This window comes from Paraburkholderia sp. BL17N1 (genome assembly GCF_003634175.1).
GTDB lineage: Bacteria > Pseudomonadota > Gammaproteobacteria > Burkholderiales > Burkholderiaceae > Paraburkholderia.
The window spans coordinates 1,726,138-1,743,831 of record NZ_RBIW01000001.1; the positions used below are offsets into that span (position 1 = coordinate 1,726,138).

15 protein-coding genes are annotated in these 17,694 nt (G+C 63.2%); 10 read left to right on the top strand and 5 right to left on the bottom strand.

What is annotated here, in order from left to right:
* Nucleotides 1-53: 53 nt before the first annotated feature.
* A complete protein-coding gene (hemB, locus tag B0G82_RS07655) occupies nucleotides 54-1,052 on the bottom strand; it encodes a porphobilinogen synthase (protein ID WP_121307072.1) in 999 nt (332 codons plus the stop codon).
* A gap of 248 nt (nucleotides 1,053-1,300) precedes the next feature.
* Nucleotides 1,301-1,954 carry a ribosome biogenesis GTP-binding protein YihA/YsxC gene (yihA, locus tag B0G82_RS07660; RefSeq protein ID WP_116118440.1) on the bottom strand — a complete coding sequence of 218 codons (654 nt, stop codon included), beginning with the start codon at nucleotides 1,952-1,954 and terminating at the stop codon, nucleotides 1,301-1,303.
* 264 nt (nucleotides 1,955-2,218) lie between these two features.
* Between yihA and B0G82_RS07665 the strand changes: the two genes are divergently transcribed.
* The 5 genes from B0G82_RS07665 (at nucleotide 2,219) to msrQ (ending at nucleotide 8,406) form a co-directional block, all read left to right on the top strand.
* Nucleotides 2,219-2,872, top strand: a complete 654-nt coding sequence (locus B0G82_RS07665) for a c-type cytochrome (protein WP_121307073.1) — start codon at nucleotides 2,219-2,221, stop codon at nucleotides 2,870-2,872.
* A gap of 200 nt (nucleotides 2,873-3,072) precedes the next feature.
* Nucleotides 3,073-5,295, top strand: coding sequence for a cytochrome c biogenesis protein ResB (locus tag B0G82_RS07670; RefSeq protein ID WP_116143845.1), 2,223 nt, complete (start codon nucleotides 3,073-3,075; stop codon nucleotides 5,293-5,295).
* A gap of 4 nt (nucleotides 5,296-5,299) precedes the next feature.
* The gene (gene ccsB / locus B0G82_RS07675) at nucleotides 5,300-6,505 is read left to right on the top strand and encodes a c-type cytochrome biogenesis protein CcsB (protein ID WP_121307074.1); all 1,206 of its coding nucleotides are present in this window, start codon (nucleotides 5,300-5,302) and stop codon (nucleotides 6,503-6,505) included.
* A 189-nt stretch (nucleotides 6,506-6,694) separates the two neighbouring features.
* Complete coding sequence (gene msrP / locus B0G82_RS07680; RefSeq protein ID WP_121307075.1) at nucleotides 6,695-7,690, top strand: protein-methionine-sulfoxide reductase catalytic subunit MsrP; 996 nt, start codon at nucleotides 6,695-6,697, stop codon at nucleotides 7,688-7,690.
* Nucleotides 7,691-7,701: 11 nt separating this feature from the next.
* On the top strand, nucleotides 7,702-8,406 hold the full coding sequence (msrQ, locus tag B0G82_RS07685) for a protein-methionine-sulfoxide reductase heme-binding subunit MsrQ (protein WP_121307076.1): 705 nt from the start codon (nucleotides 7,702-7,704) through the stop codon (nucleotides 8,404-8,406).
* 88 nt (nucleotides 8,407-8,494) lie between these two features.
* Here the strand turns inward: msrQ and lysA are convergent, their stop codons facing one another.
* Nucleotides 8,495-9,757, bottom strand: coding sequence for a diaminopimelate decarboxylase (gene lysA / locus B0G82_RS07690; protein ID WP_121307077.1), 1,263 nt, complete (start codon nucleotides 9,755-9,757; stop codon nucleotides 8,495-8,497).
* A 9-nt stretch (nucleotides 9,758-9,766) separates the two neighbouring features.
* Complete coding sequence (locus tag B0G82_RS07695; protein WP_121307078.1) at nucleotides 9,767-10,105, bottom strand: lipoprotein; 339 nt, start codon at nucleotides 10,103-10,105, stop codon at nucleotides 9,767-9,769.
* Between the two features lie 35 nt (nucleotides 10,106-10,140).
* Here B0G82_RS07695 and cyaY point away from each other — a divergent pair, with 35 nt between their 5' ends.
* Nucleotides 10,141-10,458 (top strand): iron donor protein CyaY, encoded by a 318-nt coding sequence (cyaY, locus tag B0G82_RS07700; RefSeq protein ID WP_011490036.1) that lies wholly within the window; start codon nucleotides 10,141-10,143, stop codon nucleotides 10,456-10,458.
* A gap of 137 nt (nucleotides 10,459-10,595) precedes the next feature.
* On the opposite strand, the gene B0G82_RS07705 is transcribed toward cyaY, so the two are convergent.
* Nucleotides 10,596-12,995, bottom strand: a complete 2,400-nt coding sequence (locus B0G82_RS07705) for a penicillin-binding protein 1A (RefSeq protein ID WP_121307079.1) — start codon at nucleotides 12,993-12,995, stop codon at nucleotides 10,596-10,598.
* A 254-nt stretch (nucleotides 12,996-13,249) separates the two neighbouring features.
* Between B0G82_RS07705 and pilM the strand changes: the two genes are divergently transcribed.
* From pilM to pilQ, 4 genes are read left to right on the top strand one after another with little or no spacing between them, the layout of a single operon-like run.
* On the top strand, nucleotides 13,250-14,242 hold the full coding sequence (gene pilM / locus B0G82_RS07710) for a pilus assembly protein PilM (RefSeq protein WP_121307080.1): 993 nt from the start codon (nucleotides 13,250-13,252) through the stop codon (nucleotides 14,240-14,242).
* Nucleotides 14,239-14,958 carry a fimbrial assembly protein gene (locus tag B0G82_RS07715; RefSeq protein ID WP_121307081.1) on the top strand — a complete coding sequence of 240 codons (720 nt, stop codon included), beginning with the start codon at nucleotides 14,239-14,241 and terminating at the stop codon, nucleotides 14,956-14,958. Before pilM ends, B0G82_RS07715 begins: the two co-directional genes overlap by 4 nt.
* Entirely contained in the window at nucleotides 14,955-15,896 is a 942-nt protein-coding gene (locus tag B0G82_RS07720) for a hypothetical protein (protein ID WP_121307082.1), read from the top strand. Before B0G82_RS07715 ends, B0G82_RS07720 begins: the two co-directional genes overlap by 4 nt.
* Entirely contained in the window at nucleotides 15,896-17,680 is a 1,785-nt protein-coding gene (pilQ, locus tag B0G82_RS07725) for a type IV pilus secretin PilQ (RefSeq protein ID WP_121307083.1), read from the top strand. The genes B0G82_RS07720 and pilQ overlap by 1 nt, the downstream gene beginning before the upstream one ends.
* Nucleotides 17,681-17,694 lie beyond the last annotated feature (14 nt).

The window sequence follows — 17,694 nt, forward strand, 5'->3', positions numbered from 1 at the left end:
GCCGTCCTCCGTTCATTGCAACGCTTAAACGCCCCGCAAGGCGTCTCGTCACGTCACTTCTGCGAACGCAAAATCCGCGCGGCATCCAGCGCGAAATAGGTCAGCACCCCGTCCGCGCCCGCCCGCTTGAACGCCAGCAGCGATTCCATCATCGCCTTGTCGTGATCGAGCCAGCCGTTCTGCGCGGCCGCTTTCAGCATCGCGTATTCGCCGCTTACCTGATACGCGTACGTCGGGAACCGGAACTCATCCTTCACGCGGCGCACGATATCCAGATACGGCATGCCGGGCTTGACCATCACCATGTCCGCGCCTTCGTCGATGTCCGCTTGCACTTCGCGCAGCGCTTCATTCGAATTGGCCGGATCCATCTGGTAGGTCATCTTGTTGCTTTTGCCCAAATTCGTCGCGGAACCGACGGCGTCGCGGAACGGGCCGTAAAACGCCGACGCGAACTTGGCCGCATAAGCCATGATGCGCGTGTGGACAAGACCCTCGCTCTCGAACATTTCGCGGATCGCGCCGATGCGGCCGTCCATCATGTCCGACGGCGCGACGATATCGACCCCCGCTTCAGCCTGCGCACGCGCCTGTTCGACCAGAATCTCGACGGTCTCGTCGTTGATGACATAGCCGGCTTCGTCGAGCACGCCGTCCTGGCCGTGGCTCGTGTACGGGTCGAGCGCCACGTCGGTGAGCACGCCCAGCTCGGGGAAATTTTTCTTCAGTTCGCGAACCGCGCGTGGAATCAAACCGGCCGCGTTGGTCGCTTCGCGCCCATCGGGCGTTTTCAGCGACGGCTCGATCGCCGGAAACAGCGACAGCACGGGCACGCCCAGTTCGACGCACTGCTCAGCCACGCCCATCAGCAGATCGACCGACACGCGTTCGACGCCAGGCATCGATGGCACGGCTTGCCGCACGTTGGTGCCTTCGACTATAAAGACTGGATAAATCAGATCGTTGGTGGTGAGGATGTTTTCCCGCATCAGACGGCGCGAGAAGTCGTCGCGGCGCATGCGGCGCGGACGGTGGTGCGGATAGAAGCTCATAGCGAATCGAGGAAACGTGGATATGTGGAGTGGACAAGTAACGCCTGCCTCCGCTCCCGGAAACTTTTCGAGACAATGGTATATCATACCGATCGAGCAAGGCGCCTTGCGCTGACCTCCCCGCTTCTCCTCCCTGAGCGGGTGCCTGTCGTTTTTCGATTAGGCTGTTTGACCCGCCGTTAAAGCGGCGGGTTTTTTTATGGGCGGCCGGAATAGCGCTTTTGTCCTCGCCCGAGACGCCAACTCGCTTACTGAGCGGCGTCCGTTTCGCCCTTGTCGTCGGGGATCAGCCAGCTCTCGATCAGCTCGTGCGCTTCGTCGATGCCGACGCGTTTGAGCGCGGAGAACAGCTGGGCGGTCAGTTCGCCCTGGTAGCCGGCGGTGCGATACTCGGCCAGACCTTTCTGCGTCGCGCGCAACGCGTTTATGCTTTCCTGGCGCGTCAATTTGTCGCACTTGGTGAGGAGCGTGTGGATCGGCTTGCCGGTCGGCGCGAACCACTCGATCATGCGGCGATCCAGATCCGTCAGCGGGCGGCGCGAGTCCATCATCAGGATCATGCCGCGCAGCTGCGAGCGCGATTGCAGATAGGTGGACAGCAGCGCTTCCCAATGCGCCTTGGCGGCGCCCGGCACTTCCGCGTAGCCATAGCCCGGCAGATCGACCAGATGCGCGGTCGGCTCGTCCGCCTTGCCCACCGAAAAGTAATTGATATGCTGCGTGCGTCCCGGCGTTTTACTGGCGAAGGCCAGCCGCTTCTGATTGCACAGAATATTGATGGCTGTCGACTTGCCCGCGTTCGAGCGCCCCGCAAAGCAGATTTCGGGTTGCGAAGTGGCCGGCAGATCACGCAAGTGATTGACGGTCGTGAAAAAGCGGGATTGGTGGAGCAGGAAGGACATGATCAGGCCAAGATTCGAGACGCCGGGGAACCCGGAGTGGGGACGGGTCAAGCCCGACTGGCGTCTTAGCGATTAGCGAGTTATTGTACAATACGATGGTTTACTGAAAACCTGAGGGGGCCAGCCCACGTGCCTTGGCGGCTCCTGGCGGTCACTCGGTCGCCGTCGTGTTTTGCAAAACCTTCAAGAAAACGCCGGGCCTGGCGCGCAGCGACAGGTTTAGGGGCTCTCTAAAAATCCCACAAGACGAGACAGGGTGTGCGAATGAATCAACTGAGCAAGACTCTGATGGTGCTTCATGTAGCGGCAGGTCTTTCAGGTTTGGCAATTCAGGCACGAGCAGCAGAACCGGCAAAGCCGGACGTCAATCGGGGGCAGGCAATCGCGGTGCAGGTGTGCGCGTCATGTCACGGGGCAGACGGCAACAGTGCCGGCGGCGCATATCCGAAGCTGGCGGGCCAGCACCCTGAGTATCTCGTCAAGCAACTCAAGGACTTCAAGATCCAGCCGGGCGCCAAGCAGCCAGCGCGTAACAATGCGATCATGGCGGGCATGGCGGCGGCGCTGTCCGATCAGGATATGGTCAACGTCGCGGCCTATTTCGCGGCGCAGACCCCGAAGCCAGGCTACGCGCACAACAAAGACACCGTTCCGCTCGGTCAGAAGATTTATCGCGGCGGGATCGCCGACAAGGGCGTGCCGGCGTGCGCAAGCTGTCACGGTCCGACCGGGCAGGGGATTCCGTCGCAGTATCCGCGGCTGTCGGGGCAGTGGGCGGAATACACGGTGGCGCAGTTGCTGGCGTTCACGCAAGGTCCGGGCGCACGTAACAACAACGAGCCGATGCATGCGATCGCAACGCGTCTGTCGGATAGCGAGATCAAGGCAGTGGCCGATTACATCGCGGGCTTGCACTAGGATAGAGTGCCCCCAAACTTGGCGCTTTGCGCCAAGTCCCCCTGCGGGGGCGTGAGAAAACTCGGGCGGCCTCGCGTTTTCTCACAAGTCCGCACGCAAGTGCAACCGGCCCGGCGAGGTCGGTACAAAACAAGAAAAGGGTGAGGGCGTCGTGCCTACGACAGCCCTTCACCCTTTTTTGCTGTTCAGTCGGAGTATGAATGAGCGTCACCACGTCGGGTTTGCAGTCCAAGTCGGGCAATCGCGTTATGCGCAGCGTCGTCGAAGTCTTGAGTTCGATGCGTTTTGCCATCTCGTTGCTCGTGATTCTGTCGATCGCCAGCATCATCGGCACCGTCCTCACGCAGGACGATCCGTATCCCAATTACGTCAATCAGTTCGGCCCGTTCTGGGCGGACATCTTCCGTTCGCTGAGCCTGTACACGGTGTACAGCTCGTGGTGGTTCATGCTGATTCTCGGCTTCCTGATGGTGTCGGTGTCACTGTGCGTGATCCGCAATGCGCCGAAAATGGTCGCCGACGTAAAGAGCTGGAAGGACAAGGTCCGCGAAGGCAGCCTGCGCGCGTTCCATCACAAGGGCGAATTCGCGGTGCACGCAACTCGCGCGCAGACCGCGGCGTTGCTCGCAAGGCTCTCGGCGAAGCTCGGCTACAAGTTCGTGACCCGTGAGTCCGACGGCGCGACCCTGATCGCCGCCAAACGCGGCGCGCTGACCAAGTTCGGCTACATCTCTGCTCACCTCGCGATCGTGGTGATCTGCCTCGGCGGCCTGCTCGACAGCAATCTGCCGATCAAGCTGCAAATGTGGCTGTTCGACAAGTCGCCGATCCGCGCCAACACGGTGATCAACGACATCACGCCGGATCATCGTCTGTCGCAGTCCAATCCGACGTTCCGCGGCTACGCATGGGTGCCGGAAGGCCAGCACGTGTCCACGGCGATTCTCAACCAGCCCGACGGCTCGCTGATCCAGGATCTGCCGTTTTCGATCGAACTGAACAAGTTCATCGTCGATTACTACTCGACGGGCATGCCGAAGCTGTTCGCGAGCGACATCGTCGTGGTCGACCACAAGACGGGCGCGCGCGTGCCGGCGCGCGTCGAAGTGAACAAACCGTTCACCTACGACGGCGTGTCGATCTACCAGTCGAGCTTCCAGGACGGCGGCTCGCAGATGCAGATGACGGCCTACCCGATGAGCGGCGCGAGCGCGAAGACCGCGCCGTTCGGCGGCACGATCGGCGGCAACGCGCCGTTGAGCACGGCCACGCCGCTAGCCGACGGCCAAACGGTCGAATTCACCGATTTTCGCGCGATCAACGTCGAGAACATCCAGAACGGCAGCGGCCAGACCGACGCCCGCGGTGTCGCGGCGCACCGCACGCTGAAAGAAGCGTTCGACGAACGCCTCGGCTCCGGCGCGAAGACCTCGAAGCCGCTCGACCTGCACAACGTCGGCCCGTCGGTGCAATACAAGGTGCGTGATAAGGACGGCCAGGCGCGCGAGTACAACAACTACATGCTGCCGGTCGATGTGTCCGGCGAAAAGATGTTCCTGGCCGGCATGCGCGTGAACCCGGACGATCCGTTCCGCTACCTGCGCATTCCCGCCGACAGCGGCGGCACCGTGAAGGACTGGATGAACCTGCGCGCGACGCTCGAGGATCCGGCCATGCGCGCTGCGGCGGCGCACAGTTTCGCGCTGCGCTCGGTGCCCGGCTCGAATGCCGAACTGCAACAGCATCTGGAAGAAAGCGCGCTGCGCGTGCTGACCCTTTTTGCCGGCGCGGATAACAGCATCAAGATGCCGAACGGTCAGACGGTCGGCGGCTTCCAGGCGATCGCCGGGTTTATCGACCATTCGGTGCCCAAGGGTGAGCAGGAAAAGGCCGCCGGCCTGCTGCTGCGCATGCTGGAAGGCTCGACGTGGGACCTGTATCAGCTGTCCCGCCAGCAACTCGGCGAGCCGGAGGCGACGGCCAATGCGGACGCCAGCCGCTTCATCCAAAGCTCGATCAATGCGATATCCGACAGCTTTTTGTATGGATCGCCGGTCTATTTACAACTTGACTCATTCAAGCAGGTGCAAGCTTCGGTATTTCAGTTGACGCGCGCACCGGGCAAAAAAGTCGTGTATCTTGGCAGCCTGCTCCTCGTGTTGGGCATCTTTTCGATGTTCTACGTTCGCGAACGGCGCCTCTGGTTCTGGCTCAAAGACACTGCGCACGGCACGAATGTCGTGATGGCAATGTCGAGCGCACGCAAGACGCTCGACTTCGAGAAAGAGTTCGTTCAGACGCGCGACGCGGTAGGCGCGGCGTTGGGCGCCAAACTCGTTGAAGCACCCGACGAAGCCAGCGCCTCCGCTCAATCCGGCAACGCCGGCGCGCCGTCCGCAAGCTCACAAGATTCGACCCGGTAAGATCATGGACTTGACTCAGGTTTCCCAATCTCCCTCCTCACGGCCCCACAAGGCGCTGGCAGGCGAGTCACTCAACGTCGGCGAGTACGACGAACGGCCGTTCCTGAAACGGCTCGGTATCGTCGACTGGCTGTTTGCCCTCGCCATGGTCGCGGGCGCCGGGTTCGCGCTGTCGCGCTATCACCCGTTCATGAACTACTACGACAAGCTGGTGCTCTGCTGCGCCGTGCCGGTTTTCGTGGTGCTCGGCTGGCGCTGGAAACCGGTGCGTCCGCTGATGGTGGGCATCGCGGCGCTGTCGCTGCTGGCCATCCAGATCTACCACGGCGATCTGAGCCGCGCGGACAACGCCTTCTTCCTCAAGTATTTCCTGTCGAGCCAGTCCGCGATTCTGTGGATGAGCGCACTCTTCGTGTTCGCCACGGTGTTCTACTGGATCGGCCTGCTGTCGCGCTCGCCGACCGGCGCCGCGATCGGCTCGAAAATGACGTGGGCGGCGGTGGTGATGGGCTTCGTCGGCCTGATGGTGCGCTGGTACGAGTCGTACCTGATCGGCGCGGACGTCGGCCATATTCCTATCTCGAACCTGTACGAAGTGTTCGTGCTGTTCAGCCTGATCACCGCGCTGTTCTATCTGTACTACGAGCAGCACTACAACACCCGCGCGCTCGGCGCGTTCGTGTTGCTGGTGATCGGCGCCGCAGTCGGCTTCCTGATGTGGTACTCGGTGGCGCGCGACGCGCAGCAGATCCAGCCGCTGGTTCCCGCGCTGCAAAGCTGGTGGATGAAGATTCACGTGCCGGCGAACTTCATCGGTTATGGCAGCTTCGCGCTGTCGGCCATGGTGGGCGTCGCGTATCTGGCGAAAGAGCGCGGCGTGCTGGCCGACCGCCTGCCGGCGCTCGAAGTGCTCGACGACGTGATGTACAAATCGATCGCCGTCGGTTTCGCGTTCTTCACGATCGCCACGATTCTCGGCGCGCTGTGGGCCGCTGAAGCCTGGGGCGGCTACTGGAGCTGGGACCCGAAGGAAACGTGGGCGCTGATTGTCTGGCTGAACTATGCGGCCTGGCTGCATATGCGCCTGATGAAGGGTCTGCGCGGCGCGGTCGCGGCATGGTGGGCGCTGACCGGCCTGCTGGTGACGACCTTCGCGTTCCTCGGCGTCAACATGTTCCTGTCGGGCCTGCATAGCTACGGCAAGCTGTAAGATCTGCCGCGCTGAAACGACTAAAGACCGCCGCGTGCTTCGCACCGGCGGTTTTTTTATGGCCGATGGAATATTGGCTGCATCCAAAGTGTTCGCCCTCAGAGTACCTACAGATGGCTGGACAGACGACCGATCATCAATATGGCCCCTTAAGATGTACAGACCGGTGGGCCGGCAAGGAGCAGCACGATGTGGATCAAGCGTAGCGACAGAATTCAATTGAATGGCGACGACATCGCGCGCAGCGAAATCACGCCGCAGCCCGTCTTTCAGAACCGGCGGCGCGTGTTGCAGGCGGCCGGCGCGGTGGCGCTCGGCAGTCTGATCGGAGTGAACGGCGAGGCGCTGGCGGCTTACACGTCGCCGGACCCGAAGGCGCAGAAGCTGGCGGCTAAGACCAACACCAAATTCGTCGCGCTCGACAAAATCACACCGTTCAAGGACATCACCACGTACAACAACTTCTACGAGTTCGGCACCGACAAGGCCGATCCCGCGCACAACGCCGGGACGCTGCGGCCGCATCCGTGGAAGGTGAGCGTCGAGGGCGAGATCAAGAATCCGAAGGTCTACGACATCGACGAGTTACTCAAGCTCGCGCCGCTGGAAGAGCGCGTGTACAGAATGCGCTGCGTCGAAGGATGGTCGATGGTGATTCCGTGGATCGGCGTGCCGCTCGCGGAACTGATCAAGCGCGTTCAGCCGACGGGCAACGCTAAATACGTGCAATTCATCACGCTCGCCGATCCGTCGCAAATGCCCGGACTGTCGACGCCCGTGCTCGATTGGCCGTACTCCGAAGGGCTGCGCATGGACGAAGCGATGAATCCGTTGACGTTGCTGACGATGGGCCTGTACGGCCAGGTGCTGCCCAATCAGAACGGCGCGCCGGTGCGCGTCGTGGTGCCGTGGAAATACGGCTTCAAGAGCGCGAAGTCGCTGGTGAAGATCCGCTTTCTCGACAAGCAGCCGCCGACCAGCTGGAACACGTATGCATCGAGCGAATATGGGTTTTACTCGAACGTGAATCCGAACGTCGATCATCCGCGCTGGAGTCAGGCGACCGAGCGTCGTATCGGCGAAGACGGTTTTTTCACGCCCAAGCGCAAGACGTTGATGTTCAACGGCTACGGCGATCAGGTCGCGTCGCTGTATCAGGGCATGGACCTGAAGAAGAATTTCTGAGCGGCGCGAACATGGCTTCCTCTGAGACGCAATCCGCCACGCAGACCGAACGCAAAGCGCCGCGCGCGCAGGTGTCCGCCACAACAACGACGGCAAAGCGGCCCGCAACCGGCGCGCGCTGGATCGTGCCGGCCAAGATCGCGGTATTCATCGCCGCGTGGTATCCGCTCGCGCGCATCGTGCTGTTCGGCGTGACTGACCGGCTAGGCGCGAATCCGATCGAATTCATCACGCGCTCGACCGGTCTCTGGACGCTCGTTTTCCTCTGCATCACGCTTGCTGTGACGCCGTTGCGCAAACTCACTGGCGTTGCCGCGTTCGTGCGCTTTCGCCGCATGCTCGGGCTCTATGCGTTCTTCTACGCGACGCTGCATTTCACCACTTACCTCTGGTTCGACAAGTGGTTCGACGTCGCCGCGATCATCAAGGACATAGGCAAGCGGCCGTTCATCACGGTGGGCTTCGCGGCGTTCGTGTTGCTGATCGCATTGGCCGTAACGTCGCCGCGTGCGATGGTGCGCAAGCTCGGGCGTCGCTGGCAAATGCTGCATCGTTCCATCTATGCGATCGGCGCGCTCGCGATCCTGCACTTCTGGTGGATGAAGGCCGGCAAACACGATCTGATCCTGCCGAAGATTTACGGCGCGATCATGGTGGCGTTGCTCGGCTGGCGCTTGATCGTGTGGCTGCGTGACAGAAAGTTGAAGACACGCTGACGAGCGTTGGTGGGCCTCGCGTTGTAAACAGAAAAAGGCGATGCCACGCGGCATCGCCTTTTTTCGATATTGGCGCAGCTATTGAAGGTTATGCCGGCAGAATGCTTTCGCCCGCAAACAGCTGCTTCACCTCTTCGCGTGCGCGGACCACATGCACCTGTGTACCATCAACCATCACCTCGGCCGCGCGCGGACGTGTGTTGTAGTTCGAGCTCATCACGAAGCCGTACGCGCCGGCCGAACGAATCGCGAGCAGATCGCCGGGTTCTACCGAGAGCAGACGCTCACGTCCGAGCCAGTCGCCGCTCTCGCAAACCGGACCGACCACGTCATACACGTGCGCCGGCACGTCGCGCTTCACGACCGGGTCGATCGCGTGATACGCCTCGTACATGGCGGGGCGTGCGAGATCGGTCATAGCCGCGTCGACGATTGCGAAATTCTTTTCCGCGCCCGGCTTCAAAAACTCGACGCGCGTAAGCAGCACGCCCGCATTGCCGACCAGTGAACGGCCCGGCTCGAAATACACTTCACGATGACCATGACCACGCGCTTCGATGCGATCCAGCACGGTGCGCACGAACTCGCCGATTTCCGGCGGCGTTTCATCGTCGTACGTGATGCCGAGACCACCGCCCACGTCGATGTGACGAATCTTCACGCCGTCCTGTTCGATCTGCTCGACCAGTTCCAGCACTTTGTCGACCGCGTCGAGATACGGCGCGACTTCGGTGATCTGCGAGCCGATATGGCAGTCGATGCCGACCACCTCGAGATTCGCCATGGCCGCGGCCGCCTGATACGTGGCGCGCGCGTCTTCGAACGCGACGCCGAACTTGTTCGACTTCAGGCCGGTGGAAATATACGGATGCGTCTTCGCGTCGACGTCCGGATTCACGCGCAGCGAGACAGGCGCCTTCTTGCCCATCGCCGCGGCAACCGCATTCAGGCGGTCGAGCTCGGGAATCGATTCGACGTTGAAGCATTTCACCCCCGCCGCTAGCGCATCGCGCATCTCGTCCGCATTCTTGCCGACGCCGGAAAACACGGTGTTTTCCGCTTTGCCGCCGGCGGCCAGCACGCGTGCCAGTTCACCGCCCGACACGATATCGAAGCCGGCGCCGAGGCGCGCGAATACGTTCAACACCGCGAGATTGCTATTGGCCTTGACGGCGACATGCACGCTCGCGCGACGGCCTGCGCAAGCGCCCGCGTAAGCGTTCCACGCCTCGGTGAGCGCGGCGCGCGAGTACACGTACAGCGGCGTGCCGAACTGCTCGGCGAGGGAGACGGCGGACACGCCTTCGGCGTGCAGCACGCCGTCGACGTAGTCAAATGCGGATCGAGTCATGCGAAAGTCTTATTGAACGGGTGTGGCGGCGGAAGCAGGCAGCGGAGCCGCCGTGGCGGATGCAGCGGAGGCGGGCGGCGCGGCGAGTTCGTTTTCCGGCGCCAACGAAAGCGGTGTGCCGGAGGTATCCGGAACAGTGCTCATGTCGGTGGAGGTAGTCGACGCGGGTTGCGCGACGTCCGGGGTTTGCGTGCGATCGGACGGCTTGGCCGGTAGCGGCGGCACGTGGGGCAAATAGAGCGAACCGCGTTGTCCGCAGCCGGCAAGTGCACAACCTGCGAGAATGGCTAAAACCGCTACAATCGCGCGGCCGGGCGCCGCCGCGCGCATCCGAGATACGACTCGCATGACTGTCCCTGAATAAATAATCGATGGAGTTTAGCATGTCCGATAGTGAATACCTGACCCGCGCGGAAGCCGCGCTAGCCGCCATCGAACGCGCGCTCGACGACACGGATGCCGACATCGAACTGGAGCGCAGCGGCAACGTCCTGACCCTCGAATTCGAGAACCGTTCGAAGATTATCGTCAACCTTCAGCCGCCCATGAGCGAGATCTGGATCGCGGCGAAAGCGGGCGGTTTCCACTTCCGTTTCGTCGACGGCGAATGGCGTGACACGCGCAGCGGCACGGAGTTTTTCGCCGCGCTGTCGGAGTACGCGACGCAGCAGGCCGGCGAGCCGGTTCACTTCGAAGCGTAAGATCCGCCGATCGGGCGAGCGCCGCCAAAACGGCCGAATCGATTCGCCCTGATCGCACAAAGCAAAATGGCCACGCATTGAGCGCGGCCATTTTGCTTTTCTGCTGGACTGCGTAAACGGGTGCATAAGCGGGTGCGTCAGTGTCCGCGGAACAGATTCATGATGTCCTGCTTCTCCTGCTCGCCGACCTGCTCAGGTGCCGCCGCCGACGCAGCACTCGACTGTGCATCAAGTGTCGCCTGACTGATGCCGACGGTGGCAACGAAACCATTTCCCGGTGTGAACTCGTCGAAATAAAGCTCCGAGCCGATTTCCGTGACGTCGTCGGGCTTGGGCATCTTGTACTCCGGCACGCCCTTCAGCGCGCGCCCCATGTATTCGACCCACACCGGCAACGCGAGGCCGCCACCGGTTTCCTTGTCGCCGAGACTGCGCGGATTGTCGTAGCCGATCCACGCAATCGCGGTGAGCGTGTGCTGATAGCCGGCGAACCACGCGTCGCGCGAGTCGTTGGTCGTGCCCGTCTTGCCGGCGAGATCAGTGCGCTTCAACACGTTGGTCTTGGCGCCCGTGCCGCGTTGCGCGACGCTTTGCAGCAGGCTGTTCATCACGTACGCATTGCGCGGCTCGATCGCGTGCGGCGCGCTCTGCGCGGCGACCAGCGGTTGCGCATGCGCGACCACCATGCCGCGCTGATCGGTGACTTCGGCGATCAGATACGGATTGACCCGATAGCCGCCGTTGGCGAACACCGAGAACGCCCCCGCCATCTGCAACGGCGTGACGAGACCGGCGCCTAGCGCCATCGGCAGATAAGCCGGGTGGCGATCCGCGTCGAAGCCGAAGCGCGTGATGTACTGCTGCGCGTACTTCGTGCCGATCTGGTTCAGGATACGAATCGACACCAGGTTCTTCGAGCGCTGCAGCGCGGTGCGCATGGTCATCGGGCCGTCGAAGCCGCCGCCGTAGTTCTTCGGCTCCCACGCCTGGCCGCCGGTCTCGGCCGCGCTGAAGAACAGCGGCGCGTCGTTGATCACGGTTGCCGGTCCGAGTCCTTTTTCGAGCGACGCCGAATAGATGAACGGCTTGAAGCTCGACCCCGGCTGGCGCCACGCTTGCGTGACGTGATTGAACTTGTTCTTGTTGAAGTCGAAGCCACCGACCAGCGCGCGGATCGCGCCATCTTGCGGGATCACCGAAACGAACGCGCCTTCCACCTGTGGCAGTTGCGTGATCGACCAGTTGCCGTCGTCGTTCTTGACGAGCCTGATGACCGCGCCGGGCCGCACACGTTGATTCGGTTGCGCCCGCGGACCGAGCGCGAACTGCGCGAAGCGCAGGCCGTCGCCCTGGATCGTCGCGACATTGCCGTCGATGAAAGCAGCCTGCACCTGCTTCGGACTCGCCGCAGTGACCACCGCGGCAATGATCTCGCCGTTGTCCGGGTGTTCGAGCAAGGCGTCGTCGATGGCCTGTTCGCGGTCGTCGGCGTCGGACGGCAGATCGATGAACGCTTCCGGACCGCGATAGCCGTGACGCCGTTCGTAGTCCATCAGACCTTTGCGCAGCGCGCGGTACGCGACGTCCTGATCGGCGGAATCGATCGTGGTCACCACGTTCAGGCCGCGCGTGTAGGCTTCTTCGCGATACTGCGCGTACATCATCTGACGCACCATTTCCGCGACGTACTCCGCGTGCACGCTGAACTCTTTGCCCGCGCCCTTGACCACGAGCGGCTGCTTGCTCGCCTGGTCGTATTGTTCCTGCGTGATGTAGCGCAGCTCGTACATGCGCTGCAGGATGTACTCCTGACGCACCTTCGCACGCTTCGGATTGACCACCGGGTTATACGCGGACGGCGCTTTCGGCAAGCCCGCCAGCATGGCCGATTCCGCCAAAGTCAGATCCTTCAGGTCCTTGCCGAAGTACACGCGCGCCGCGCTCGCAAAGCCGTAGGCGCGTTGGCCGAGATAGATCTGATTCATGTACACCTCGAGAATCTGATCCTTGGACAGCTTCGACTCGATCTTGTACGCCAGCAGCATCTCGTAGATCTTGCGCGTGTAGGTCTTTTCACTCGAGAGAAAGAAGTTGCGCGCCACCTGCATGGTGATCGTGCTTGCGCCCTGGGTGGCGTGGCCATTCGTCAGCGCGACGAAGCCCGCGCGCGCAATGCCCGTCAGGTCGACGCCGCCGTGATCGTAGAAGCGCGCGTCTTCGATGGCGAGGATCGCCTTCTTCAAACTATCGGGCACATCCTGAATATGGACGATGTCGCGCCGTTCCTCGCCGAATTCGCCGATCAGCACATGGTCGGCCGTATAGATGCGCAGCGGCACCTTCGGGCGGTAGTCGGTCAACGCGTCGAGCGAGGGCAGATTGGGCGTGGCGACGACGAGCGCATAGCCGAGCACCAGGAGCCCGCACAGAATGCCTGCGACGATCAGACCCACGAAGCCCAGGATGAGCTTCAGCCACAACGGGCGTTTGCGCTTTTTGGGCGCGGGCGGCGGGGACGTAGAAGACGTGGATTGCATGTAGGCACCAAAAAAACAGTCCCGCGATTATAGCCGCCTCGCTTTTCAGCTTTCGGCATGCTTACTGACACTTCTTGACAAGTCTGCGCGCCGCGCGGGAATGACTTCACTGTAGTCGCTTTGATCGCGTACAGGTCGTGCGTTGCTTAACGTTAGCCGTTTGGCTGAGTGTCGCGCGGCGGCGCGGCTACGCACAATTCTTCCTCATCACATGCGTTCGAATGGTTCGTCGCGTGAGTCAGAGGGAGGGCGTCATGGCGTTGAAAAGATCTTGGTTTCAGGCAGTGCAACCCGGCGCGCAGCGTTTTGCCGCGGGGATCGATGTTGGTTCGCAGACTGTGCGTCTGGTCGTGCTGAGTCAGCGCGTGCGCTCACCGGGTGCGCTGCATATCGAATACGCGGGCACGGTCCCACTTGTTGCCGGTGCAATGGCCGGCAGCGAGATCGCGGACCGGCACGCGGTGGCGCGTGCGTTGCGCGACGCGTTCGCGGGTTTGCCGCACGCGTGCGCGACTCACGCCCTGCGGTGCGCGATGGCGCTGCCCGCGTCGGCCACCATGACCGCCACGGTGCCGCTCACGCGGCTTGCCGCGCAGAGCGGTTGTTCGGAAGACGGCGGGCATCAACTGGCTGAACTGGAGCCGGCGGTGATGAGCGAAGTCGAGCGCATTGCGGGCCTCGAGCGACATGCTCTCGCTGTCGACTGGTATCTCGACGAAGCGTATGCGCCGGTCCGCTCCGTGACCATTGCCGCCACCGCGCGGCAACATCTCGAAGCGCGAATCGAGTGCGCGGCGATTGCAGGCATCTCCCTCACCGCCATCGACGGTGAGCCCCATGCGGCGTTGCGCGCCATGCGCTACGCGGCGAGTTACGAGCTCGATCCGCACGAGCCGTATGTCGCGTTGTGGATCGGCACGGACGGCGTGTATGGCTGGCGAATCGTGGACGACATCGTCGCCAGCGAAATGCGCTACCCGGCGCCCGAACACACCGATCTCGCCGATGCATTGCGCGATATGGCGCACGGCCCGGAACTCGACTGCGCGCTGGTGAGCGGTGAGGTCGATCTGCTCGGCGGCGTGGGTTTCTCGACTGCCGATATCGCCGACGTCTTGGGCTGCACGGTGCTTCCGTTCGAATGCGCGCCGCTCGGCGGCCTTGTTCGTCCGTTGGACGGTTCGCTGTTGCATGAACCGGCCGGCGCGGTCGCATTCGGACTCGCGCTGCGCGGGGTGCTCGAATGACCGGGCGTCTGTCGTACGCCGCGGCCTCCGACACGCGAGCGCCGGAACGCGGCATGCGCTTCGCGCGATCCAAGCTTGGTGGTTTCAATCTGCTGCCTTATCGGCAGCGCGACGCGCGGCTTGCGCGTCGACGGCGCGTGCTCGAATGGATTGCCGCGGTCTGCGCCGGTTTTGCCGCCGTCTTCGTGCTGGTCGCCTGGCAGGCAATCGGGAGGGCGCGGCTCGAGGCACAGCGCGTGTCGGTCGAACACACGCTCACGCATCTATCTGCGCCGCTCGCCGAGCATGCCACGTTGCTGCGCACGCGAGACGAACAGCGGCAGAACGCCGCCCGCGCGAAAAGCCTGTCTGATCCGCTCACACATCTGCGCGATCTGCTCGACGCGTTGAGTTTCGACCCGGGCGATGGCGTGGTGTTGCAGCAGTTGCGTCAGCGTGAAAACGAGACCGAGTTGCTGGCGACGTCGCGCGGGCATCTCGCTTCGGCCGAGTGGCTTAAGCGCTTGAGTGCGATCCGGGGCGTGAAGGGTGCGGAAGTGAGCGACCTGCATCGTTCTGTTCCGCGCGGCGGTGCGCTCGCGCCAGCGAGCGTGGCCGGTCCGATCGAATTCGGCGCGCATCTGCGTTGGAGCGAGCCCGCGCAAAAAACGGCTCACCTGGCTGGGGCCACCACGCAGCGTCCTATGAAGTCTGAACAATCAAGAGGTGCGAAATGAGTACGATCTTTGTCGAGTTCGGCGGCGCGGCAAATGCGCGGCTTGTTCTTTCCCATTGGATGAAACGCGTGCGCGTGCCGCTTGATGCATGGAGCCGGCGCCGCCGCTGGCTGGTCGCGTTGATGATTGCCGTTGTGGTGTTCGGTTTGGGCGCGCATGGTTGGGTGGTGGCCGATCTCGGCGGCGTCGAAGCGAGCCGCGCGGCGTTGGAGGCCAGTCGCTTGCGTCTCGCGAACGCGCGGCATGCGCTTGCGCAATTGCCTGCGTTGCGCCGCGAAGCTGCCGCCATGCCGCTTGCTGCTTCGGCGGCGCGTTCATCAGGGCCGTGGAGTTCCGCGGACGACCTCCGCATCGTCTCCGAACTGGCTGCGCAAAATAGCGTCGCGTTGCTAGCGGTGGAGCCCGGAGCGGTGAGCGGCGCGGGCGTTGAGCGTATGCGTCCGTTGCAACTGACCGCGCGCACGGACTTCGTTCACCTGATGGCCTTCCTGCGCGGACTGTCCGATCTGCCGGTGCTGATCGTGCCCGTCGACGTGACCGTCAAGCGGGAAGCCGCGGCGTCGTTGTCGGTGAGCACCACGTTACGCGTGTTCGACGCGCTGCGGCCGACGTCGTCGGCAAACTCGGTGGAAGCACTCGACGACGACAGCCTCGATTCGGACGACGATGAAGAGATTGTCTTCTTCGATCCGTTTTCGCAGCCGCAGCCGCAGATGCAGGCCGCCGGCGATCTGCCCGATGGCTCGCCACTGCGTCTGGTCGGATTGCTGAGCGATCGCACGCGTGGATTGGCCGTGCTCGAAACACCGGACGGCGTGACCAACGTCGAGCCAGGAGAGCGGATCGGCGCCGAGCGTGTCACGAAGCTGGACGCGTCCGGCATTACGCTCGCGAAGGATGGGGCGACACGCACGCTAGCGCTGGAGGAAGCTTCCTGATGAGATTGCCGAAACCATTTCCTTTTGCCTTGTCGAGTGCCGATACGCGTGCGTCGCCTCGCCTCAAGACGTGTCTTGGCCTGTATTTCAGCGCCGCGCTGGGCGCCGGCGTCGCACAGGCGTCGACACCACCTCTGCCGCCGCTGCCCGCCTACATGCCGTTCGACGACGCGGTATCGCCACGCGATGCTTCGTACAACGGCACACCGCCGCTGCCACGTAACGTTTCCACCGAGGTGCCCAATCCGTTTCGTCAGGATTTCGCAGACGACGCGGACGCACCGAGTATGAGCGCGACAGCGGCCCATACTCGTACGGGTGAGCCTGCTGCCGCCGACGCCGCCGAGGGCTTGGTGTCTCCGTCGTCGCGAAGCCAATCCGCCGCTTCGACGCCCGACGATGCAGACGCCAACTCCGACGGCTCCGTGCCGCTGCGAAGACAGTCCACCGTCCCAATTCGCGCCGATGCCACCGGCACCGGCACCGGCACCGGCACCGCCACGCTCGAGGGTCCGCCGGTGCCGTTGCCACCGCTCGCACGTCTGAGCAACGCGCCACGCAGCGCCGCCGACGCGGCCCTCGCGCCCGACGACAAACCGATCTCGCTGAATTTCCAGCGTGCCGAACTCGGCGCTGTGCTGAATGCGTTCGCCCGATTCACCGGGCTGAACATCGTCGCGAGCGAGAGAGTGCGCGGCGCCGTCTCGTTGCGGCTCGACAAAGTGCCGTGGCGCACCGCGTTCGACACGCTGCTCGACGTCAACGGGCTCGCCATGGAGCGCCACGGCAACGTGATCTGGGTCGCGCCGATGGCGGATCTGGCCGCGCGTGAGCGGCAGCGCTTCGAAGCCCACGCCCGGGCCGCCGATCTCGAGCCGCTCGCGAGCCGCACTTTCGAGCTGCACTACGCACACGCCGAAGATGTCAGGCGTCTGCTGACCGGTTCGGGCGCTCAGCGCGTGCTGTCCAAACGCGGTGCCGCGACTGCCGATCCGCGCACCAATCTGCTGTTCGTGACCGATCTCGAAGGGCGCCTCGCGCAGATTGCCGCGCTGCTAGCCTCCGTCGACCGGCCGACGCGCCAGGTGTTGATCGAAGCGCGTATCGTCGAGGGCGAACATGGGTTTTCGCGCAATCTCGGCGTGAAGCTTTCCATGGCGGCCGCGAACGCCGACGGCACCGCGAAAGGCTTGACCGACGTCGGCTATGATCTGTCGGCCCGCCCGATTTCCGGCTTCGACGTCGCGACCGCCGGCCTGACCTTGTTCGCCGCTGGCGCGACGCGGCTGCTGAACATCGAACTGAGCGCGCTAGAAGCGCAGGGGCGCGGCGAAATCGTCTCGAGCCCGCGCGTGGTCACGGCCGACCGGATGAAAGCGGTCGTCGAGCAGGGCACCGAGCTGCCGTATCAGGCAAAAGTGGGGCAGGGCGTATCGGGCGTGCAGTTTCGCCGCGCCACGCTCAAACTGGAGGTCGAGCCGCAAATCATGCCGGACGGCCGGGTGGTGCTGGACCTCGACGTCGCCAAAGACAGCGTCGGCGAGCAGACCGACGCCGGACCCGCGATCAACACCAAGCACGTGCAAACGCGCGTCGAGGTCGAGGATGGTGGTACGGTGTCGATCGGCGGAATTTATGCGACCGACGACCGGGACGATGTGACGCGGGTCCCGGTCCTGGGCAAAATACCGGTTTTGGGTGCGCTTTTCCGCCATCGGGCTCATCGCGATCAGCGCAGCGAACTGGCAGTTTTCATCACGCCGCGCGTCGTTCAGACAAATTAGGGGCACGCTGTCGC